The sequence below is a fragment of the Dethiosulfatarculus sandiegensis genome (assembly GCF_000931935.2).
GTDB classification, from domain to species: Bacteria; Desulfobacterota; Desulfarculia; order Desulfarculales; family Desulfarculaceae; genus Dethiosulfatarculus; species Dethiosulfatarculus sandiegensis.
Genome location: NZ_AZAC01000003.1, coordinates 179,054 through 201,076, shown reverse-complemented (window position 1 = coordinate 201,076; position 22,023 = coordinate 179,054). Strand labels below are relative to the sequence as shown.

General features: G+C 52.6%; 18 protein-coding genes and 1 pseudogene. 6 read left to right on the top strand and 13 right to left on the bottom strand.

The window, feature by feature from the left end:
* Window positions 1-51: 51 nt before the first annotated feature.
* From X474_RS03810 to X474_RS03795, 4 genes are all read right to left on the bottom strand, one after another.
* Complete coding sequence (locus X474_RS03810; RefSeq protein ID WP_044346849.1) at window positions 52-942, bottom strand: DMT family transporter; 891 nt, start codon at window positions 940-942, stop codon at window positions 52-54.
* A 223-nt stretch (window positions 943-1,165) separates the two neighbouring features.
* Window positions 1,166-2,218 carry a sensor histidine kinase gene (locus X474_RS03805; protein WP_052514826.1) on the bottom strand — a complete coding sequence of 351 codons (1,053 nt, stop codon included), beginning with the start codon at window positions 2,216-2,218 and terminating at the stop codon, window positions 1,166-1,168.
* 348 nt (window positions 2,219-2,566) lie between these two features.
* Window positions 2,567-3,322 carry a DUF533 domain-containing protein gene (locus X474_RS03800; RefSeq protein ID WP_052514825.1) on the bottom strand — a complete coding sequence of 252 codons (756 nt, stop codon included), beginning with the start codon at window positions 3,320-3,322 and terminating at the stop codon, window positions 2,567-2,569.
* A gap of 13 nt (window positions 3,323-3,335) precedes the next feature.
* A complete protein-coding gene (locus tag X474_RS03795) occupies window positions 3,336-3,542 on the bottom strand; it encodes a hypothetical protein (protein ID WP_044346848.1) in 207 nt (68 codons plus the stop codon).
* 345 nt (window positions 3,543-3,887) lie between these two features.
* Between X474_RS03795 and X474_RS03790 the strand changes: the two genes are divergently transcribed.
* The 3 genes from X474_RS03790 to X474_RS03775 all read left to right on the top strand — a co-directional run bounded on the left by X474_RS03790 (window position 3,888) and on the right by X474_RS03775 (window position 8,421).
* On the top strand, window positions 3,888-5,210 hold the full coding sequence (locus X474_RS03790; RefSeq protein ID WP_044346847.1) for an aspartate kinase: 1,323 nt from the start codon (window positions 3,888-3,890) through the stop codon (window positions 5,208-5,210).
* A gap of 301 nt (window positions 5,211-5,511) precedes the next feature.
* Window positions 5,512-6,546 carry an ABC transporter substrate-binding protein gene (locus tag X474_RS03780; protein ID WP_052514824.1) on the top strand — a complete coding sequence of 345 codons (1,035 nt, stop codon included), beginning with the start codon at window positions 5,512-5,514 and terminating at the stop codon, window positions 6,544-6,546.
* A 3-nt stretch (window positions 6,547-6,549) separates the two neighbouring features.
* Window positions 6,550-8,421, top strand: coding sequence for a PDC sensor domain-containing protein (locus tag X474_RS03775; RefSeq protein WP_044346845.1), 1,872 nt, complete (start codon window positions 6,550-6,552; stop codon window positions 8,419-8,421).
* A gap of 71 nt (window positions 8,422-8,492) precedes the next feature.
* Here X474_RS03775 and X474_RS03770 read toward each other — a convergent pair whose 3' ends face one another.
* On the bottom strand, window positions 8,493-9,713 hold the full coding sequence (locus tag X474_RS03770) for a SufB/SufD family protein (protein ID WP_044346844.1): 1,221 nt from the start codon (window positions 9,711-9,713) through the stop codon (window positions 8,493-8,495).
* Window positions 9,692-10,462 (bottom strand): ABC transporter ATP-binding protein, encoded by a 771-nt coding sequence (locus tag X474_RS03765; RefSeq protein WP_044346843.1) that lies wholly within the window; start codon window positions 10,460-10,462, stop codon window positions 9,692-9,694. The genes X474_RS03770 and X474_RS03765 overlap by 22 nt, the downstream gene beginning before the upstream one ends.
* Before the next feature lie 939 nt (window positions 10,463-11,401).
* Here X474_RS03765 and X474_RS03755 point away from each other — a divergent pair.
* Window positions 11,402-12,295, top strand: a pseudogene (locus X474_RS03755) (PhzF family phenazine biosynthesis protein).
* A gap of 338 nt (window positions 12,296-12,633) precedes the next feature.
* Window positions 12,634-15,381 carry a hybrid sensor histidine kinase/response regulator gene (locus X474_RS03750; RefSeq protein WP_044346841.1) on the top strand — a complete coding sequence of 916 codons (2,748 nt, stop codon included), beginning with the start codon at window positions 12,634-12,636 and terminating at the stop codon, window positions 15,379-15,381.
* A 9-nt stretch (window positions 15,382-15,390) separates the two neighbouring features.
* Here the strand turns inward: X474_RS03750 and X474_RS03745 are convergent, their stop codons facing one another.
* A complete protein-coding gene (locus X474_RS03745; RefSeq protein ID WP_156360605.1) occupies window positions 15,391-15,747 on the bottom strand; it encodes a hypothetical protein in 357 nt (118 codons plus the stop codon).
* 681 nt (window positions 15,748-16,428) lie between these two features.
* Here X474_RS03745 and X474_RS03740 point away from each other — a divergent pair.
* Window positions 16,429-17,004, top strand: coding sequence for an HD domain-containing protein (locus tag X474_RS03740; RefSeq protein WP_044346837.1), 576 nt, complete (start codon window positions 16,429-16,431; stop codon window positions 17,002-17,004).
* A gap of 120 nt (window positions 17,005-17,124) precedes the next feature.
* Here the strand turns inward: X474_RS03740 and X474_RS03735 are convergent, their stop codons facing one another.
* From X474_RS03735 to X474_RS03710, 6 genes are all read right to left on the bottom strand, one after another.
* Complete coding sequence (locus X474_RS03735; RefSeq protein ID WP_044346836.1) at window positions 17,125-17,856, bottom strand: FeoA family protein; 732 nt, start codon at window positions 17,854-17,856, stop codon at window positions 17,125-17,127.
* A gap of 75 nt (window positions 17,857-17,931) precedes the next feature.
* Entirely contained in the window at window positions 17,932-20,034 is a 2,103-nt protein-coding gene (locus X474_RS03730) for a heavy metal translocating P-type ATPase (protein ID WP_052514823.1), read from the bottom strand.
* 15 nt (window positions 20,035-20,049) lie between these two features.
* Window positions 20,050-20,259: a hypothetical protein gene (locus tag X474_RS03725; RefSeq protein ID WP_044346835.1), complete on the bottom strand. Its 210-nt coding sequence runs from the start codon at window positions 20,257-20,259 to the stop codon at window positions 20,050-20,052.
* Between the two features lie 66 nt (window positions 20,260-20,325).
* Window positions 20,326-20,733, bottom strand: coding sequence for a YtxH domain-containing protein (locus X474_RS25985; RefSeq protein WP_156360604.1), 408 nt, complete (start codon window positions 20,731-20,733; stop codon window positions 20,326-20,328).
* 34 nt (window positions 20,734-20,767) lie between these two features.
* Window positions 20,768-21,181 carry a magnetosome protein MamC family protein gene (locus tag X474_RS03715; RefSeq protein ID WP_052514822.1) on the bottom strand — a complete coding sequence of 138 codons (414 nt, stop codon included), beginning with the start codon at window positions 21,179-21,181 and terminating at the stop codon, window positions 20,768-20,770.
* A gap of 26 nt (window positions 21,182-21,207) precedes the next feature.
* Window positions 21,208-22,014, bottom strand: a complete 807-nt coding sequence (locus tag X474_RS03710) for a hypothetical protein (protein ID WP_044346833.1) — start codon at window positions 22,012-22,014, stop codon at window positions 21,208-21,210.
* Window positions 22,015-22,023 lie beyond the last annotated feature (9 nt).

The following is a 22,023-nucleotide window of genomic DNA, read 5'->3' as shown; positions in this document are numbered from 1 at the left end:
CAATCGAAATTTAGATTTTAGCGTAAATCCGGGCCAGGGAAAAGAAGTTGGTCAGGAACCAAAAGGCTGAGCAGGTTTAACCATAAGGGTGGTCTTATGGTTTCTAAGGCTCAAGGCAGCCCCGCCGGCCAGGATAAAGGCCCCGCCCAAGGCAATGCGCCAACTCATAAGTTCATCAAAAAAGCAGACCCCCATTAGCCCGGCCATGAGCACCTCCCCCATCTGGATCACACCGACATGGGGCGAAGCCATGTGTTTTAACGCATGATTTGTGCAAAGATGAGCCCCCATGGCAAAAAGGCCGCAGCCCAGGGCCGCCATGATTCCCCCAGCGGCGGGCACGGTTGCGTTTGCGGTCATGGTCAGGGGAAAAACCGCCGCCAATACTCCCAAAAAGCACATGTAAAACAAGGGGGTGAGGGCATTTGTGTTTGGGCTTAAACGCCGCACCAGGGTCATGTAAAGGCCGTTTGAGCAGGCGGCGGCCAGGCCCATCAGGTGCCCCCAGCCCAACCTGGCCTCAAATTCACCGGGCCAAAGGACAAGCACCGTGCCGAAGAAAGCCAGAAAAATGCAGCCCCAATCCCTGGAAGTCAAGCGATCTTTGGTTAAAAAAGGAGACAACAGGGCAGCCACCACGGGATGCAGATATAAAAGCACCAGGGCTTCGAAAAGGGTCACCGTCAAAAATGAATACATCAGGCAGGTCATGCCGATAACGCCCACTATTCCGGTGAGCGAGAGGATTCCAGGCGCCTTGCCCCAAAGATTCTGTTTGAACCAGCGGGCCAGTAAAGGCAGGGCAACCACACCGACCAGACTGCGTGCGGCCATGATGTGCCAGGCATTCAATTCATTTCCGCCCAAGCGCACAAAGACATCGCTGACCGCAAACAGGGCCGCTCCCAAGAGAGCAAATATAAATCCTTTTTTGTATTCCAAGTGAGACATGCCTTAGGAGAATGATCCATGAAGGCGGGATTGTCAACGCCAAACACCCCAGCCGAACAGCCGGGAATCTCCGGTTTTTCAGCCTGGCCCGTGTACAAAAGGGCTTGGCCCGAATCAGCAGCCCGTTAAAGTTTCTTTAAAAAATAATACGCTAAAAACCCCATACAATCATATGGTTATAAATCATCGAAATTAAAAGAACAGCCTTGGTTCTTCAATTATCATTGCAGGCTCCGAACATTTTTCTACGCCTTTTTGCGCCCAGGGGCAAAAGCAAAACAAAAACAGCTCCCCCCTCCAGGGCATCACGCACATAAAGACGCCCTTGATGCGCCTCCACAATTTTTCTGGCAATGGAGAGTCCCAAACCGGTGCCCTGGTCCTTGGCCGTGACAAAAGGCAAAAAAATTTCCTCCTTTTTATCGGGCATGATGCCTTCGCCGTTATCAGCCACCTCAACCCGGACCTCGTTCCCCCGGTGAATGCTGGAAACCTGAACATATCCCCCCGGGGGAGCAGCCTCCACCGCATTGCTCAAAAGGTTTATCAAGGCCTGTTGTATGCGGGAGCGATCCAGCATAACAGGCGGGATCCCCATGGACTGCTTAAGCTTCAGCTCAACCTGTTTCCGCCCGGCCAGTTCCTCAATCAACTCCAGGCAATCCAAAACCAACTGGTTGAGATCCTCTTCACGCTTATGAAGCTCCATGGGCCTGGCATAGGCCAGGATATCCTTGACCAAAGACTCCAGTCTGGAGGTCTGCCTCAGTGCAATGCTTAACTTTCTGAATTCATTACTTTCCGGCTCAAGGGTGCGGCTAACCTGGCTCACAAAACCACCAATGGCCATGAGCGGAGTTTTCATGTCGTGAGCTATGCTGGAGGCCGCCCGCCCCACTGCGGCCAGATCTCGGTTTGATTCCATCTGTCCGGACAAAAGCCATAACTGGTTCCGAAGCCTGCCCACCCCCCAGACAGCCAGATTAAGGACCAGGCTTTCCGGCAGGTTTCCCCAGGTAAAGCCCTGGCCCGCCCAGAAAAAACGGATAGTGGGAAGCAGATAAACCGGGGTTGTTAAAATACTGAGCCCTAAACCCGCCTTAAGGCCAAACCAGTAGGCCGCCAAAATAACCGGCATATAATAAAACGCGCGCCAGGGTGAGTCAGCCAAGCCTTTATCCGGAAATAAAAGGAAAAACATCTCAAAACCGGCAATCACCAGCAAAAGGCCTGTGAGCAAACCTGTTTTAAGTGTCTCGGAAGCCATGTCACCATCCTTTAAAACATGGCGTATTTCAGGGAGATAAAGGAGAATCAGCGTGCTGTAGGAGATGATTTCCCAACGAGCCTGTCTGAACACGGAAGGCAGATAAAAAGGCCGGCAAATACGCTGTTCTTTGGATCCCGGGAAAGCGGTTCATACCGGTAAAAATCAACCTAACCACCAGTCATTATAGCCTGTTTTAATTTTGACTAATAATCTCGCCAAGATCAATCTCTATAAAAATTACCGCCCAAGCCAAGGCTTTGGATGGTTCTTTCCTTTTCTGCGGCACAAAAAACGGGCAAAGGCCCATGCCCTTGCCCGTATCAAACCTACTGAGGCTAAACAAGCCTAAATGTCGAGGCGTTGCCTCAGTTCATCAACCCATGTCTGCTCCAAACCAAGCCCCTTGGCCAGCTTATTCAAGTATTCCTCTTCCTCCTCGGTATCCACCTCTATGGCCATCAGGGAAACAGTAAAAACCTGCTCTGCGGTTTCCCGATCCTTAACCAGGGGCAGGATATCCTCCAAGGTGGCGGGGGAAAGCAATTCATTGGTTATAAAGGAACTCTCTTCCGCACTCAGATCCAATGAATTGAGTTTACCCGCGATCTGGGCGCGCTCGTCTTGATCAATGTAACCGTCTGCATTGGCCGAGGCTATCATGGCCCTGATCAAAAGCACCGCCAGGTCGCTCTTCTCCTGACTCACGGCTTCGGATTTACCTGCACCGGGAAGTGGCGGGGGGGCTGTCTGACCTGCGCCGGGAGGCGGCGGGGGGGCTGTCTGACCTGCACCGGGAGGCGGCGGAGGGGCTGTCTGACCTGCGCCGGGAGGCGGCGGAGGGGCTGTCTGACCTGCGCCGGGAGGCGGCGGAGGGGCTGTCTGACCTGCGCCGGGAGGCGGCGGAGGGGCTGTCTGGGCCGTAGAACCAGCTGCTCCCTGTTGCCCGCTCTTTTCCCCGCCCAGAAAATGTTCAGCCGCGGCAACAGCCACCCCGAGCACACCCATGCCCACTGAACCTACGTTTAAAAGGTTTTTGCTGCCCGAGCCCTTGCCCATGGCGCCCCCTATGAGGCCCCCTAAAAGTTTTTCCGGATTGAACATCTCTAAATTCCCCTTAACTAGCTTTTTTAGCAAAGAAAAACCAGGTGAATGCCGACCAGCCAAAAACAATGCGACATTCCTTTTTTAAAACAACTTTTCTAAAGGCCGATTTCCAATAGAATCTTTGCCGGTTATCATCGAAAAACGGCTGGCTTACCGCGCCCGGCAGGCATTTTTTTGGCAAACACCTACCAATATACCCTAACAGTTTGACAATCAAAATACTCTCCATGCATCAACCCGGTCTTGGGGCGCATTTCTGCGCTTAAGCTGCTTATGCCGCCGCCAAAAACACTTAAAAATTGCAGGAGTTTTTTTATTAACTACGAATGCCGTGACAGTTATCTATGGAAAACAATGTTAAATTAAGACGTTGTCACAGCCCGCCGCCCAGGTGGGAAGCCGGGGCGGACAGATGTTTTCCCATGTTACTACAGACTTTTTTGACTGGCTCAGTTCCAAAGAAGGCGGTATCATCTGATTTACTCGCATTTTTATGCCCGAACAGCCGAAATATCCGGCGCAAATAATCCTAAATCCATCTAACAATGGGCGGGAGAATTCCATGTTGGTAATGAAATTCGGCGGCAGTTCAGTCGCTGATCGCACTCAGTTGGAAAAAGTATTCGAGATAGTAAAGGGTCTCGTCGATAAAAAGCCGGTTGTTATTTCCAGCGCCCACAAAGGTATGACCGACAAGCTCATAAGCGCGGCCAAATCAGCGGTCAAGGGCGATTTTTCCATGCCCGACGTAATAGACTATCAATCGGAAATCTCGGCCTCGTTGGGTTGCCCGCCGGATCTGCTTTCCAACCTGTTCACCGAAATAAGCGATCTTTTGCGGGGCATCAGCCTGGTGAAGGAACTCAGCCCCAGGTCCCTTGATTATATTGCCAGCTTTGGCGAGCGCATGGCCGTGCGCTCCATTGCAGACTTCTTCACCAGAAAAGGCCTTAAATGCCAGGCATTTGATGTGTGGGATCTGGGTTTTATCACTGATTCCAAATTCGGAGACGCCAGGCCCTTGCCCGGATTTGAAAAACAGGTGCAAAAGGCCTTTCAGGAAAAGGTGCCTGCGGACGTTATCCCCATTGTCACCGGTTTTATCGGCCAAAACGAAAACGGCGAGATCACCACAGTGGGCAGGAACGGTTCGGATCTCACCGCGACTCTCTTGGGCTCGGCCCTGGGAGCCGAGGAGGTTGAAATCTGGACTGACACTGACGGAGTGATGAGCGCCGATCCCTCTGTGGTGCCGGATGCCAAGAATATCCCCTCCATGACCTTTGACGAAGCCGCGGAGCTGGCCTATTTCGGCTCCAGGGTCCTGCACCCCTCCACTTTGGAACCGGCCATGAACGCAGAGATCCCGGTGAGGGTCTTGAACACCAACCACCCCTCTCATCCGGGCACCGTGATAGGCCGCCAAAGTATGGACGGCTTAAACCGGGTTACCAGTATCGCCTACAAAGAGGGGCAAACCGTCTTTACCTTAACCACCACCCGCATGTTGCGCAGGGCCGGATTTTTGGCCCAGGTCTTTGAAGTGCTGGGACGCTACGCAGTGGTGGTCGACATGATCAGCACCTCGGAGATTTCGGTCTCCTTCACCACCCAGAGCAGGGAAGCCCTGGAAAAAGCTCTACCGGAGCTTAAGCAGTACGGCGAGTGCGATATGGAGCACGGCAAGACCATGCTGGTGGTTGTGGGCAATAAACTGGCCAAGCGAAGAGGACAGGGTTCTGAGATCCTTGGCGCCCTGGCCCAGGCCGGAGCCAGGGTGGAAATGATCAGCTTTGGCATGGGCAGCATCAACTTCTCCATGGTTGTAGATGACTCTGCCGTGGACAAAGCGGTTCCTGTTTTGCATAAGGAACTTTTCAGCTAGGGGCTTCTTGGGGGGCCTGGAAACAGCCTTAGGGTGGCTGTTTGCCAAATCCCTTTTGCTGAAGGTAAGCCGACTTCAAAGGCGGGTCTTTCCATTCCGGATAAAATTCCGCATTGGGAGCCCGCCTTTTTTATCCCACTCTCAAAAGGGGAGGCAACCCTGCCTTATCAAAACCGGACATGGGTGAAAGCGGCTCCCGTCATAACCGGCGAATCCCCCTAAACCAGTCATCATTATTTATCGTCAAACCATCTTGCCAATTAAGGCAAAGCGGGCTAGCATGGCTGACAGGAGGAAACCCTTGACAGCATCGTTTATCAAAAAAAACCAACATATAAAACAACTGCCGAAAAAAGCCTTATTGCTGCTTTTTCCGGCTTTCTTAATTTTCTTACTCGCCCCTCCCGCCTTGGCCGTGGACAAGGTCTGCGTGCGCCTGCAATGGATACACCAGGCCCAGTTTGCCGGTTATTACCTGGCCCAGGATCTGGGACTTTATGAAAAGGCAGGTCTTGAAGTAAATTTCATTCCCGGCGGCCCGGAGATAAATCCCCTGACCGAGCTTAAGGAAAAACGCTGCGATTTTGCCACGGCCTGGCTGGTGGAGGCCCTCTTGCAGCGCTACCGGGGCACGCCTTTGGTGCACCTGGCCCAGCTTGTTCAAAAATCAGCCCTACTTTTGGTCAGCTTCCGGGACACCGGTATAGAAAACATACAAGACCTGTGGGGTAAAAGGGTCGGCATATGGCAGCTTCAATTTGCCCTGCCCCCGAGGGCGCTTTTTGCCAGCAAAGAAATTCTGGTCCATGAGGTGCCGCAGAACATAACGGTTTATCCCTTACTCTCCAGGGCGGTGGACGCAACCACAGCCATGCTCTACAACGAATACCACCAGCTTTACCAGGCAGGCATTGATTACGACGAACTCAAGATATTCCGATTCGCGGATCTGGGTTTCAACTTTCCCGAAGACGGCATATATGCCCTGGAAGAAACCTGGCAAAAGGACCCCGACCTTTGCCGCAGGTTTGTAAAGGCCTCCTTAGACGGCTGGAGAGAAGCGCAGAAAGACCCGGAAAAGGCCTTGGCCTCGGTTATGCGCAGGGTGGACAAAACCATTTTATCCAGCAATGAGAGTCATCAACGCTGGATGCTCAAGGTAATGCTGGATATCGTGTTTCATCGGGTCGGCGCAAAAGGCTTGGGTGATCTGCACCACAGGGACATGGCCCTGGTCAATCAGGTGCTGATGAACCAGCAGTTCACTTATCGCCCCATAAGCAAGCGGCAATTCACCAGAAGGGCCCATCTGCCGCCACCCAAGACCCCAAGGTGAACCATGAAAACAAAGCTGCGTCCCCATTTCCTGAAACTGCGCCCCAGGTTCACTCTGGTGGTGCTCACCGGTGTGGCCCTGGTCTCGGCGGCCCTGGGGGGGATCAGCTATGTAGAAAGCAGCCAGGCCCTTTTGGATGCCAGCCAAAAGCACCTTTTGGCCCTGGCCCAGTCCCAGGCAGGGTCCCTTGCCCTTCGCCTGGAAAAGGTGGCCACAGTCCCCTGGACCCTACGCACAGTGCTGAGCCGGGAAGGCGAGGTGAACCAGGCCGACATCTTGGGGGTGCTTAGAAAAAACCTTGCTCAAAATAAAAACATCTACGGCATGGCCATGGCCTGCGCCCCCTATTCCTGCAATCCCCAGAAAAAACTCTTTGCACCCTATATCTATCGCAGTCCCCAGGGAATCAAGATAGCCCGTCTGGATAGCAAAACCTATGATTATCCCTTGCAGAACTGGTACCTCATACCGAGTCGGGTGGCTTTGCCATCCTGGAGTGAGCCCTATTACGATGAAGGAGGGGGCCACGCTCTGATGACCACCTATTCCGCTCCGGTGGTTGTAAAGGGCAAGGTGAAGGCCATTATCACGGCGGATATTGATCTTAAAGTGCTGGCCCGCATGGTCAGGCGCATTTCTCCGGGCCAAGAAGGGCACGCCTTTATCATCTCCAAACGCGGAACCTTTTTAGCCGGTCCCAAAGAGGATTGGGTATTGCGCCAGACCATCTTTTCCCTGGCTGAAAAGTGGAATCGCCCCGAGTTGAGGAATCTGGGCAGACGCATGATAAGGGGGGTTAGCGGAATCCTGCGCTTTAAGGACATGGTGGCGGGCCGCTCTTCCTGGCTTGCCTTTGCACCTATCAAGGGGCCGGGCTGGACCTTTGCCGTGGTCGCCCCGGAAAAACAGGTCTTGAGACCGGTGGTGGACCTTACCCAGCATCTGGTTTTCTGGGCGGCTATCGGCCTGGGGGCCATGGTGGTGGTTATTCTGCTCATGGTGCTCAGCCTCACCAGCCCCATGCAGAAGTTGGCCGCCGGAGCCAGGCGTCTGGCCAATGGGGACTACAACACCAGAGTGCACAATGTAAGGCCGGGTGATGAAATGGGAGAGCTGGCCGAGACCTTCAACTCCATGGCCAAGGATATCACCGAATATGTGCATCAGCTCGAGGAGACCAACCAAAACCTGGCGGCTTCGCTCAAACGGGTTGAACTTTTGGAAAACATTGAGACCCACATGAGCAAGTTCGTGCCCGAGTCGGTTAAACGGCTCATCGAGACTGCACCGGAAAACCCGGACCTGGAAAAACGCGAGCAAGACGTCTCGGTTCTGTTCCTGGACATTGCGGGCTACACACGCATGAGTGAAAACGTGGCCAGCGAAGACATGAATTTTTTGATAGAGCGTTACTTCTCAAGCTTCTTAGACGATATCTACAAAAACAAAGGCGATATAAACGAAACCGCAGGCGATGGCCTGATGATCATATTCCAGGACGCGGACCCTCAGATGCATGCCGCGCACGCAGTGAAAACCGCTGTTGCCATTCAGCAGACCGTGCAAAGGGTGAACCGGGACCTGGCCGGACGTTTTCAGCCGGTGGTGGTGAATATAGGCATCAACTCAGGCTCGGCCATGGTGGGGTCCAGCCGCTTTGAAGGGGTGGCGGGAACCAGGTGGACCTTCACGGCCAGCGGACCGGTGACCAATGTGGCCGCCCGCATCGGGGCCCAGGCCACCGAAGGGGCCATATTGATAGGGCCGGAGACCGCCAAAAGGGTGACAGGCAAATTCAAGTTCACCAGCCGGGGCAAAAAACACCTTAAAAACGTAAAAGAGCCGGTTGAAATTTTTGAAGTTACCGAACAGTAAAAAAAGGACCCGAAGCGCTTTTTAAAACCGCACTTCAGGTCCTTTTTAATTCAAATACTGTTTTTCAGGGACTACATGCCGCTTTGATCAGCCGCCTCCAGGGCCTTGTCTATCTCCGCCTTCAAAGCAGGCGGCAGCCCCGGAATCTCCACGTTCAAAAAACCTCGCACAATGGTCGCCGTGGCTTGGTCCTCTGTGAGGCCGCGGCTCATGAGGTACAAAATCTCATCCTGATTGATCTTGCCCACTGCGGCTTCATGGCTCATCTCCACACCCTCGGCATGGCCGTCGAGCATGGGCACAGCCAAAAGCGAACCTCCGTTTAAGATAAGGCCCCGACATTCCAAATGGGCCTTGACCTCCGGCACGTTACCCACCAGGTGACCCCGGTTCATAATCTTACCGCCGTTGGTTATGGCCCTGGAGATAATCTCCGCCCTGGTGTCGGGTTTATCCATGATAGTGCGGCCGCCCAAATCAATATCAGAATCCGGATCCCCCACGATTACGCTGTTCATGCGGGCCACTGCGTTTTCACCCGCAAGGCGGGCGGTGGGATACCCTTGCAGTGATCTGACCGGCTGCATACAGACATAGTTGCTTAAGTACTGGCCGCCCTCTTCCACCATGATGGCCTCTCTGGGGCGCACATACATGCCTTTTGACCAGTTATTGATCATGGTAAAGCTGAGTTTGGCGTTTTTCTTGACATATATCTCAGTTATGCCCACATGCAGCCCGCTTTCGATCTCCGGGCTCACGGTACAGCCGTTTATGAGATGCAGCTCCGCACCTTCTTCCACAATTATAATATTGTGAACGTTTTGCTGGACCATATCCCCTTGCATGTACAAACAGGCCTGCATGGGATGCACTGCCTTGGCTCCGGGCTGGGCGTGAATCACATACCCGCCGTGCAGATTCAAAAAAGCCGAGGCTGTGTATTTGTCCTGATCAACCTGGATCAGGTTCATGTAATAGTCCCTGACCCAGTCGTGGTGAGCCAAAGCCTCTTTAATGGGGGTTACGGTGAGCCCTGGAGTTTTGGTGCTGCAATGCACGGTGGAGGCGTCTGCCAATAAAAAGGAGCCGTCCCTGTTCTCACCGGTAAGATCCTGGCCGGCCATTTCCAATTGCCTCTGATCCGCCATGGGCAAAGCATCCAAAGGGCTATGTCCTTTGTGATCATCTGAGGCAAGCTTAAACCGGCTCAGGTCTATATCTACACCAAGCTCCGCCTTTTTCTCCCGGGCCGCCAGGGCCCTTTCCCTTAATTGGACGGCATCATGCATGTTACACATTCCTCATAACCGTTCTGTGCGATACAGCGCAGTATTTCGCGGGGATTGGTGGCGCAGCTCAAGACTCCGTCAAACAGGACCTGCCCCTTGTCCGCTTCCAGATAATCCAGGATATAACCGGTATGGGTTATGATGAGCCCCATCTTGGTGTTTTCCTGCCTTCTTCGCATGATGGACTTATCCTTTATCGGAATCAGCTCCTGCCTCTTTTGCAGAAGCTCGGCAATAGTCCTGCCCACCAGGTGCATATTCTCCAGGTCCACTCCGGACTCGGGCTCGTCAAACATCATGAAGTCCGCCCCTTGCGCCATGAGCTGCAAGAGTTCCGAACGTTTGATTTCACCGCCGGACAAACCTGCGTTCACATCCCTTTCCAAAAACCGCTCAAAATTCACCTTGCGGGCCAGGTCGTCTATATTGTGTCCATTTTGGCTGCACATCTGCACCATCTGCCTGGCCTTGAGCCCTTCGATGGTGGGCGGCCTCTGGTAAGCCATGCCAATACCCAGCCTGGCCCTTTCGTGGATGGGCATGTGGGTGATATCCACGTCCTTGAAGGTTATCTTACCGCCGGTCACCATGTATTGAGGGTAGCCCATGATGGCCATCAGCAGGGAAGTCTTGCCGGAGCCATTGGGTCCGAACAATACATGGGTTTCTCCGGGGTTTATCTCCAGATCCACATGCTTGAGCAGGGTCTTGCCTGCCAGCTCTACTTGTAAATCCTCGATCAGCAACATGATTTATTCCTTTAAAAGGCACTTTCAAGTCTGCGCGAAAAGGATTCTGAAATTGTTTTTCGCAAACCAGCCATTTCTCGTAATTATGGAATAGGAACAGTGTAGGGATTTAAATTAGGGTCGTCAAGCAAACCAGGCCATTTTTTACCAGTAGCCCGCTTGGATTAATCTGACTATTTACTGCTTATTTATAGACTAATGTGTAATCATTTAATAACTAAAAAGAAACCTACCATTTCATATTCAAACGGATCAAGCAATTGAATAGTTTAAGAAATACTTAATAACCCCAAAATGGTTCTTTTTTATTTTCACCCTCCCCATTTTTTTGGTTCTCGTGCTTAAAAAAATACTATTTATCTATAGACTATTAAAACTATTCATCTTAAACTGCCCTAAGATATGAAGAAGTCGCTTTTCCCCCGGCTGAGCCCAAAAAACCGCCCGGATCCTAAAAAAAACGCCCAACGGCTGAAAGGAGCAGCGGGAAAATGAGAAAATGCTGTGGGAATGGTTGGTCTGAATGAGGTTCTGACTCCATCTTTGAGCTTGGATGCAAGTCATGCGGTCATATGGTGGAATTTTTCAAAGACGAAATAACCAGAAACTGCTCCAACTGCGGGGAAACCGTAGTTAATGACAGTAAGGATTACGGCTGCGGACAATGGTGTTCGGCCGATTCACCCCATCAAAGAAACCTTTGTCCCAAATTTAAAAAATCCAAGCATCTTTTCTCTGGCCACGCCATGCCAAAAGCATTGTACTGAAAATAACAGCAAACCCTGCCAGGTGCTCTGTTCAGGCGCCGCCCCTATTGAACAAACCTTGCCAAGACCCTTTACAACATTTATTACCCTGATTGGGGTGGATGGGCTAAGCTGCTAGGGATGCTTCCACGCTTTCAGTAACATATCAACCTGAGGCAACAAAGAGGGCTTTATGCGGCAAAAATCCTTTTGGCAGATTGACGCTTTTACCACTGATAAATATTGCGGCAACCCGGCTGCGGTCGTGTTTGAGGCGGATGACATACCCACAGAAAAAATGCAGGCCATAGCCAGAGAGATGAACCTTTCGGAAACCGTGTTCATGCTTGAGCCTCAAGGCCCTGATGCGGATTACAGGGTGCGCATCTTCACCCCCCAAAGTGAATTACCCTTTGCCGGTCACCCCACTGTGGCTGCATGTCACGCCTTTTGACAAAAAGACCGGCCGGGCGCAGACGAAATGCCGGGCATTGTCCGGCAGGAATGTAAACTGGGGCTTATCCCGATTGAGGTCACCCCGGACCTGGGAGGGGCCAGGCTGACCATGACCCAGGGGACTCCATCATATAAACATGTGGGCCTGCCAGCATCTTTGTTGGCCCAAATGCTTGGTTGCGCGAAAGAGAATCTACCCGGACCTTTGCCTGAGATTGTCTCAACCGGGGTGGATTGGCTGGTGGCTCAGGTAAGCGGGGTAAAGGCAATGGAAGCCCTTCTCCCGGATCAAAGCCTCATCGCCGGAACCTGCCGTGAATTGGGCAGTGTGGGTATAACCGTATTTTGCCTAGAGGCCCGGGACCCAAATTGCCAGGCCAGGCTGCGCACCTTTGCCCCGGGCGAAGGAGTGCCCGAAGACCCGGTCTGCGGGTCGGGAAACGGTTCCGTGGCCGCCTATATTGGCAAGCATGGTCTTTTGGGACAGGGGGAGGTCGGCTATCAGGTTGAACAGGGGATTGAAGTGCAAAGGCCCGGCAGGGTGCACGCCCGTTTTTTACCCGGTGAACCGCCCAAGGTCAAAATCGGCGGCCAAGCAGTAAAAGTAATTGAAGGAAAATTGTATCTTTAAGTCCTCATCTGGTAAAGCCCCTGCCTTTTAACGGCAAGGGCGCGCATTTTTCCGTCCATCCCCAAAAAAAAACAGGGCATATCAATCCTTAATCTTTTTGTAAAACAAGTATTTTTAAAAAATAATCCTCGGTTTCCCGGCCAGAGTTAAGGTTTTGCCTTTGATAGGTTATAATAAAAAATCAAGCAAGCAACGGACTCCCCCCATGTTTGAGGCTCATAGTTGTTTCAGGCATTTTATTGTCCTGTTTGCCGCTCCGCTGCCACTATCACCACCCACATAAACGAGAATCTATCCAATTGGGGTGAAGCAAGGCTTCCCCTTCAGCCGGAGCCTATATGAAGAGTAAAACTACGGAAGTGATTAAGAAAAAAGGCACAAAGACAAAATATCGGCTCTTAAAAATGGCGGCTCTGTTCTTGAGTGTGACCCTATTGCTGGGTGGATCGATCCATTATCTCGTGAACGCCTATATGATAAGCCAGGCCGAACAAAACATAAGGGCCATGCTTTTATCCCACAAAGGCGTTCATCACTATATACAGAAAAACACCCATCCCGCGCTCTACCGTCTGCAGGGAAGGGGCATTCTGCCGGAAAATTTTTATAGCCCGGCCCTGCTTTCATCTTCCTACATGGTGCGCAACATACACGAGTACTATAACCAGGAAAGGGAAAAAGCGGGCCTGCCCCGGCTCTATTACAAATTGGCTGCCATTAATCCCAGAAACCCGGTGAACCGGGCCAATCCTCTGGAAGAAAAGTTAATCAAAAGATTCAATAAGGAGCCGGACCTTGAGAGTTATCGGGATCTCATCGAAATTAAAGGTCAAAAACACCTTTATGTGGCCCTGCCTTTTCTGAAGACCAAAAAAGCCTGCCTTAAATGCCACGGAACTCGCGAGCAAGCGCCTCCCCAGTTAAAGCTTCATTATAACGGAGACGGTGGATTTGGAGACCAGGTGGGGGGCATCAGGGCCATAGAATCCTTATGCGTCCCGCTGCAAGGGCAGCATGAGTTGGGGCATCTCTTGTTTGCAGCCTTTTCCTGTGGTTTTGCAGCCCTGCTGGGGCTTTTTATGGCGACCAGGCACTTCAAAGCCAAGGTAAAGGAGCGAACCACCCACCTGGAAAAAGAAATATCAGAACGCAGACAGGCCCAACATGCCCTAAAACGGACCCATAAACGTTTTCAGTCCGTGTTGGACAGTCTGGACGGCATTGTCTATGTCTCTGACTTTCAAACCAACAAAATCCTGTTTTTAAACCAATACGCCAAGCAAATCTGGGGTGACGGGGTGGGGCAAATCTGCTGGAAGCTCACCGGCAGAAGTAAAAACGGCCCTTGCAAGGATTGCAACAACCATAAACTCACCGACTCCTCGGGGCGCATTTCCACGGGCGTGCAACAAAGGGAGTTGTATCTCAAAAATACGGACCAATGGTACGAGTGCAGGGATAGGGCCATCACCTGGAGTGACGGCCGCCTGGTGCGTATGGAGATCGCCACCAATATCACCAAACGTAAAAAAGCCGAGGAAAAGTTAAGACAAAATGAGGAGAGCTATCGCAGCCTTTTCAACTCCATAAGTGATTTCATATACACCCATGACCTGGAAGGCCGCATCTTAAGCATCAATCCCCTGGCTGCCAAGAGCCTGGGATATCAACCCGGGGAACTCCAGGGTGAAAAAATCAGCCGGTTCTCACCTGAGGGGGAATTGATCCGTTTCCGGGAAAAATATTTGGAAGAACTTCTAAAAGACGGGCATACAACGGGGCGTTATGTAATTTTGGCCAAGAATGGCAGTGAACACTATCTGGAATGCAGAGCCAATCTTGTCGGAAAGGATAAGGCTTCCCCCCTGGTCAGCGGCTCGGCCAGGGATGTAACGGAAAAGATGCTGGCCCGGAAAAAAATGCTCAAAATGCAGATGCAATTGGACCAATCCCGCAAGATGGAGGCGGTGGGCAGTCTGGCCAGCGGAGTGGCCCATGATTTTAACAATGCCTTGCAGTCAATCTCAGGCTATGTGGAGATGCTTTACGCTGAAGACCTTGACAAACCGAAACAAAGGGAAAAGCTTGATCAGATAGGCGAAGTAGTGGGCAGAGCCGCCGAACTGGTGAGAAGACTTCTAACCTTCAGCCGAAAGGTGGAAGTGGAACTTGTTCCCCTTGACCTGAATAATGAAATCACAGAGTCGGTAAAGACCTTAAGCAGAATTATTCCCAAAATGATTACCATCGAGCAGCGCCTCAGCCCTAAGTTAAAAAATATTTCAGGTGATCGGGTCCAGATAGAGCAGATACTTATGAACCTGGGAGTAAATGCTAAAGATGCCATGCCAAACGGCGGCATCTTGACGATTGAAACCAGGGGAATCACCCTGGGTTCGGTCCGGAATAACGGCAGGCCGGGGCTTAAGCCGGGAGAGTATATTTTGCTTAAGGTCTCGGATACCGGCATGGGTATGGATCAAAAGACCATAAACAGGATTTTTGAGCCGTTTTTCACCACCAAAGGACCGGGCCAGGGAACCGGTCTGGGCCTGGCCACTGTTTACGGCATAGTCAAAAGCCATAAAGGAGATATCTCATGCCATAGTGAACCAGGCCGGGGAACCAGTTTTAACATCTACCTGCCTGCCTGCGACCAGGTTCAAAAAGTAAAGAAGAACACCCAATTTATAGATGCGGAGCTAATGGGCACTGAGACGGTTCTTTTGGTTGACGATGAATCGAGCATTCTGGAGGCTGCGAGTTCGATTCTAAAAAGATTCGGCTACACCCCCCTGACCGCTCCCTGCGGCGAAGATGCCCTTAACATATTCAACAATCATAACAATTCAATTCAACTGGTTATTTTGGATCTTAACATGCCCGGAATGGGTGGCGAAAAATGCCTCGAACAGCTACTTGAAAAAGACAAAAGCTTAAAGGTTATCATAGCCAGCGGCTACTCGGTCCAGGCCCAAGCCAAGGAATCCATCACCAAGGGAGCTTATGGTTTTATGGGTAAGCCCTATCGCCTTAAAGAGTTATTAAAAATAATACGCGAGGCGCTCGATAATAACAGGGCCTGAATAGTGTGATCAGGGCAGGCCTTCCTTGCGCCTGCCCTTTTTATCCAAAATGATATTATGTTCAAAAAGCGCCTTTACCAGGTTGCGGGCCTTTTCGCTTTGGTTTACCGGCACAGGCAGTTCAAGGTCAAAGTAATGTGGGCTTCTGCCCAAGTCCTCGCTGAATTTAAATACAAGAGCCTCTCCGAATCCGGTCTCCTTTAGATCAATATCTATCAGATCCAGGGTGAGGCTTTGCCCCCAAAACCGTGATTTGCCATTTAACCACAGTCCGTCAGGGCCTATGTAACACTCTGTTTTTGGTTGCCCAATTCGCCAAGCGGCCAGACACCCCGGGCCCGACCCCTTTTTCAATCCCCTGACCATGAGCCACTGGTGTATGGGGGGTCACTAAGGCCATGTGCAAAAGGACCACGCAAAAACCCAACCCCAGGGGAGCCGGTAAGCCAGCCATAATCCGTTGCATCTTCAAGCATAAAATACAAAACCACTGACCCGGAAAGCAAAAACAAAACCAGTGGTGCAACACAGCCGGTATAGGTCTTTAATTTACTGTACTCCATGGCTCAATCCTTTTTGGAGAAAGGGATTCAGCGGGGCGCCTCAAACGGCCTGCCAGGTACACCGGAAAGATTCTTTTACAAAAGCCTGTTGAAAATAAATTAATAACCGTCAAACCAGCAGTGACGGCCTGTTTCAGCAGGGGAACAGATCATTTACCCTTACTTAATTTACTAATAAAAAGCTGAGCGTTACCCATGTGCAAGAAGAGAATTAATTTCAACTAGCTCTGATTAATAGTACTAACAGAATAGCATTAAAAAATAACGATTTAATCATATTCTCATATTAACTTATTGAAATATATTTATTTTTTTAATAATGCAAAACTAGTCACGTTTGATCCTTTCCACTTTTTCTTGCTCTCGCTGTGTTGGAAAAAGTTTTTTTAAGCCCGGTAATGCTTCAGGTTTACAAATTATAAAAACCGGATTAGCATATTAATTAACGAAATTTTATTCCACAGCCCAAACAGACGGATCACCCATGAATCTTTGGCAACAAGACAAATTCATTACAGCCTGGCGTTTCGCCTGCCAGGCTCATCAGGGCCAGGCTCTACCCGGCACTGAGCTGCCTTATGTAAATCATCTGGCCAATGTAGCCATGGAGGTGATGAGTGCCATTGCCTGCGATCCCCAGGTAGCCAACCCCGACCTGGCAGTGCAATGCGCCTTATTACACGACACCATTGAAGATACACAGATTGTGCATGTGGATTTGGCTGAGCGCTTCGGTATTGCCGTAGCCGATGGGGTGCAGGCCTTAAGCAAAAATAAAAAGGTTGGAAACAAAAAAACTCAAATGAAAGACAGCCTGGATCGGATTCAACGACAGCCCAGGGAAGTATGGATGGTAAAACTCGCTGACCGCATCACCAATCTGCAGACTCCGCCAGGCCACTGGAGCATGGACAAAATAGCCGCCTATCATGATGAAGCCAAACTAATCCTCACCTGCCTGAGACCGGCCAATGAATTTCTGGGAACCCGCCTTGAGAAAAAAATAGAGGCCTACACCAGATTCGTCTGTACAAAACCCAGTCTGGCCCAACAGGGATAGCTGCCTCTTCTCCCTTGCCCCGCACAATAACCACCTTAAAAACACAGCCAGAGCCCCACCAAGGCAACCATTGCCCAGAAAAGCAACTAAGCTGATTTTATCTCATTTAAGTGCGGCGGCCTAATCCTTCACCTGCACCATGGTGTTTCTGGCCGCCTGAGGGTGTAAGAGAATACGCAGTCCGTCCTTGGTGGTGACATAGACGGGATGATGCTCCCCGACACTTACAGTCTGAGCGCCTTCCACCCCTTCCAAAATCAGCTCGGCCCCTTTTTCCAAGCCCAGGGATTTCATCTGCGCCTTCCTGGGGGGACCGCCGAAAAGCTCCAGAACCTCAAACCGGGCTCCCTTTTGGGCCGAGCAAAACTGCATCTCCACCCCGCCCATGCGCCCCCAGATCTTGGCTGCGGTGGCTTCGGGAATCTTTATCCGCTTTTTTTGGTTTATCAAGGTGATATAGGCCATGGGAGGCAGCCTTCGCAGCAGGGTTATGCGGTCATCTTCCTTTAGGCCCAAAATAGCGAAGGCCTTGGTAAGGGGAGTGGTGGCGGTAAGGCCTTCCACATGGCCCTGCTCCCCGGGTTTAAGATCCATGAGAGGGGCCTTGGAGCCGTCGTCCAAATGGACCATTATCATGGATGCCATTTTGCCGCTTAATATTGCGTCACCCTTGGGCCCCCTCACCCTCAGGGCTGTCAAGGGCACCTTTTCGCGGGATTTGACTATCTCCACGCCTTCCTGCAGACCGGTTTTGGCCAATTCCAAGGCCAGGTCATGGCCGGTGATGGTCGAGACTAAAAGGATTTTGCCGCTTGGCGCATCCTTGAGGGTGATAAATCTGCTTTTGGGCATGATGATATGGTCTCTATCCCCCCTTAGTTGGGTAAAAGCCGGGAAGCCTTGGGCGATCGCCCAAGCTCCTGGTTGTTAATTTTTCTCGGCCATTTTGGTCTTGGCCATGCTCCTGGTAGTGGCGTAGCCAAGGGTCAATATGGTGCTTGTATTATGCATGATGGCCGAAGTCAGGGGGGAGAGAACCCCCATGCTGGCCAAGGCCAGAACTGCGGTATTCAAGGCCAGGGTGGCCCTGAAGCAATGGTTAAGTGTACTCTGAGAGCGCACCGCTATCTCTCTGGCCACGGCCAAGCCTCTTAAATCGTCATGCATTAAAAGCACCTGGGCTGATTCCCGCGCCAAATCGGCTCCCAGGGGCATGCATATGCCCACATCAGCCGAAACCAGGGCCGGGGCGTCGTTCACGCCATCACCCACAAAGGCCAGCTTGGTCCCCTGGGCCTGAAGACCCTTGACAATCTCCGCCTTATCTTCCGGTTTAAGTTCCCAGTGAATCTGGTCAACCTCCCCCAGATTATCAGCCAGATGACGGGCTGTCTCCATATGGTCTCCGGTCAAGACCACTATCTTTTTCAGGCCCTGTTCCTTCAAGTTTTTCAGAACCATGGGTGCTTCGGGCCTTACTTCGTCCTCCATCACCACCAGCCCCTCCAGCACCCCTTTGCGGGCCACATACAAGATAGATTTGCCTTCTTGTCTGAATTTCGAGGCCATAAGATCGGCCTGGCTGGTGTCCACCCCTTCATCCTCGCAGATAAAGTGATGACTTCCCACTAAAACCCTAATGCCGTCAACATAGGCGCTGATACCGTGAGCCACGATAAAATCAACCTGGCTCATGGCCGGAAGAGGAAGCCCTTTTTCCTCGGCCCTTTTCACGACGGCCTTTGCCACTGGGTGGGTGTAGTGCTCCTCAGCCCCGGCCGCCATGGCCAATAGGCGGTCTTCGGAAAGGCGATTAAAGGGCACCACCTGGGTAACCTTTAAATCACCAGTGGTCAAAGTGCCTGTTTTATCAAAGACAATAGTGTCAACCCCGGCCATGGATTCCAGGGCCTGAGCGCCCTTGATCATCACCCCGCTTTGAGAGGCGTTATACATACTGGTGCGCACCCCCACCGGGCCGGCCAATTTGAGAGCGCAGGAATAATCCACCGTCAGCACGCTGGCTGCGCGCCTGAAATCTCTGGTAAAGGCATACTCGGCAAGGCCCAGGCCCAGAGAAAAGGGCACCAGTTTATCCGCAAGCTCTTCCGTACGGCGTTCAGGCTCTGATTTATGGCGCAAGGAATTTTCCAAAAACCGGTTGACCCTGGCCATGCTGGTCTGGTTGCCAACCTGGCCGGCCTTGATCTTAATGCGCCCCTCCTGCACCACCGCCCCGGAAAGAACAGCGTCACCGGGCGCAACATGCCTGGGGGCGGCTTCACCGGTTATGGAGCTCTGGTTCAGGGAAGCCTCCCCCTCTTCGACCCTGCCGTCGACCGGAATCATCTCACCCGAACCTACTATGACCAGGCTGCCGATCTCCAGTTGGTCGGCCGCCATACTCACCTCTGCCCCGTCAATCTCCACCCAAACCTTTTCCACTTGGGGCTTCAAGAGACTGGTGAGCAGATCCACGGATTTTTTGTCGCTGGTGTATTCCAGATAACGGCCTAAAGTCAAAAGAGCCACAATGGCGTTGGCTGTGAAATAATCCGCCCGGGCCAGGCTCATGCCCACTGCCGCCGCATCCAGAACCTCCACCTTGACTCCTTTGGATAAAAGGGTCTCCACACCCTTCATCAAGGTGGGGGCGGCGGCCAGCCAGGAGAGGCCCTTGGCCAAGGGCCGGGGCAAAAACGGACTCACCAGGGCAAAGGCGCCCAGGGCTGTCACGTTCAGAAGATCCATCTGATCGTTTTCCTGAACCCTGGGCAGATAGGCTTCCTGGGGCAAATTATCCAGGGTGGAGACTAAGAGCTCCTTCACCCCGGAGCGACCGTCGTAATGAACGGTTATGCTGGCGGCCCTGGGGTTTAATCGCACCTGGGTCACGCCTTTAAAAGAGCTCAATATGGCCTTTACATAGTCAAGGTCCAACTCAGGCCTGTAGAGCAGGGTGCAGCGCAGCCTCACCCTATTGGGGGTTTCATGGACAATATGGGCCCGTTTTAGTTCCGCAAGCGCCAAGGGAGGCTCCTTTTATCAGCGCTTACGCTGGTAAAGGGAATAATGCCAAAGGGAAAACCCCACCAGGGCCAGGCCGGACCAAAGATGTACGGAACGCATGGTGTTGCCGGTGCGCCCCTTTTTGGTCTCCATCAGCCCTGTCACCAACAGGGTTCCCATGGAGGCGGCCATTCCCCATTTGGCCATACTGCGATCATCTAATCCGCTTTTATCCTTGGTTGCCATAATTTCCCCGTATCCGGGCGCACCGGTTCCCTACCGAAACCGGAGCGCCCGGAGATGTGGCGTTTTTTATTCTTCTTCCTTGTCAGCCTTGAGGCTCAATTCAGCCTTGATATCCTGAATCTGCTCCTTGACTTCTTCCAGGCCGTACTGGACTCCGCTCCACAATTTGACCGCCCCGCGGACCATGGTCTTCTGCACCGTGGGGTTGGTCAACAGAAGGGTTACACCCGCACCCAAGAGCATTCCCTTGAGATAGCAGGAATCAGTTACGGCAAACCAACTTGACACTCCCGAGGAGGGAGCTTGGTTCTGGTAATAGTATTGAGACTGATATTCCGGATATTGGGCAGCCTGGTAATATGCCTGGGTCTGCTCAGGGCTGCCGTAATATTCCCCGGCCTGGGCCTGGTCCTGGCAACCGCAGTCCGTAGCCTGGGGCGGAGCGCCCGGAGGAGGGTAATGACTATAAGACATCTAAGTGACTCCTTTCACCGGCCACGGGGGCAAGCTACTTCTTGGCGGTTTTCTTGGTGGTTTTGGACTCCGCCTTTTCAGGCTGAGCTTTGACCTGGCCATCCACTGTGCGATTCCAGAGGTATTTCACCCCAGTGGCCACGGCGAACATACCGACCAGTCCGGTGAATCCCCCCAGCCCTACGGTGCGCATTACGACTCCGGCGGCCGCGGTGGCCAAGCCGGTGCCCGCCGCTTCCTTGGCCACATGCACAGCAGCCTGGCTTTTGGTGATCTCACTATTGTTAACCTGGGGGATCACGGCTGCAGCCGCACCAACCGCCCCGATCACGGCTCCCACTCCACCCAGGGAAACAGCTCCCTGAGCCGGGTAGCTGACGCTGCGGTTTTGATAATAGGGGTCATTCACATAGTAGCCACCGGTGTTTTTGTTGTAAGGGATGCTCATTTTGAAATCTCCTTTTGGCCGCAGCCTTATTCTTCATCCTGGTCCTGGGAAGATCCGAACAACCCTCCCATAAGGCCCGAGATGCTGTTTTTAACGCTGGAACTGGTCAGTAACAGGGCCAAGGCAGCGCCCACCAAAGCGCCCTTCCAAAAACGGGGGTCTGAGGTGTCCAGGAACTGAGCCATGCTGGACATGTCCGCCTTACCATTCATAAGGTCGGTTACCATGCCGAAGACCTGGCCAAACTGATTATTTGCATCAACCCCGGGAGCGCCCATCATCCCTGCATGGGGCATACCGGACATTGGGTGTTCATGGCAGCGGCAATCCGAGCCATGGTGACTGGGCTGGGGGCCGCCCATCATGCCCGGATACGGGGGCTGGGGGCCGCCCATCATGCCGGGCATGGCGCCATAGGCGGCGCCCAACATAGCTGTATGGCACCCCTCTTGAGGGTGAGGCGGGCCGCCCATGGGTTGGGCCTGGGGAGGCGGACCGCCCATTGCATCAGGGCTGCCCATGGGTTGGGCCTGGGGAGGCGGACCGCCCATCATGTCAGGGCCTCCCGCAGGCTGGGCCTGGGGAGGTGCATCCATTGCCGCAGCATAACCTTGCGCCTGTTCCTGGCAGCCTTCTTGACCATACTGATAGCCGCCCTCTTGGGTTTCCTCGCAAGAGCAGGCCTGATCAGCGCCCATGGCGGCCTGGGCAGGTTGAGGCGCTCCGGCTTGCGCCTGCCCCATGGCCGGATCCACCGGGCCTTGCCCCGGTTCAACAACAGGCGGGGCCTGGGCCTCTGGCTGCGGGCAATTTTTAGTGTCCTGGGAAGACATAATTCCTTG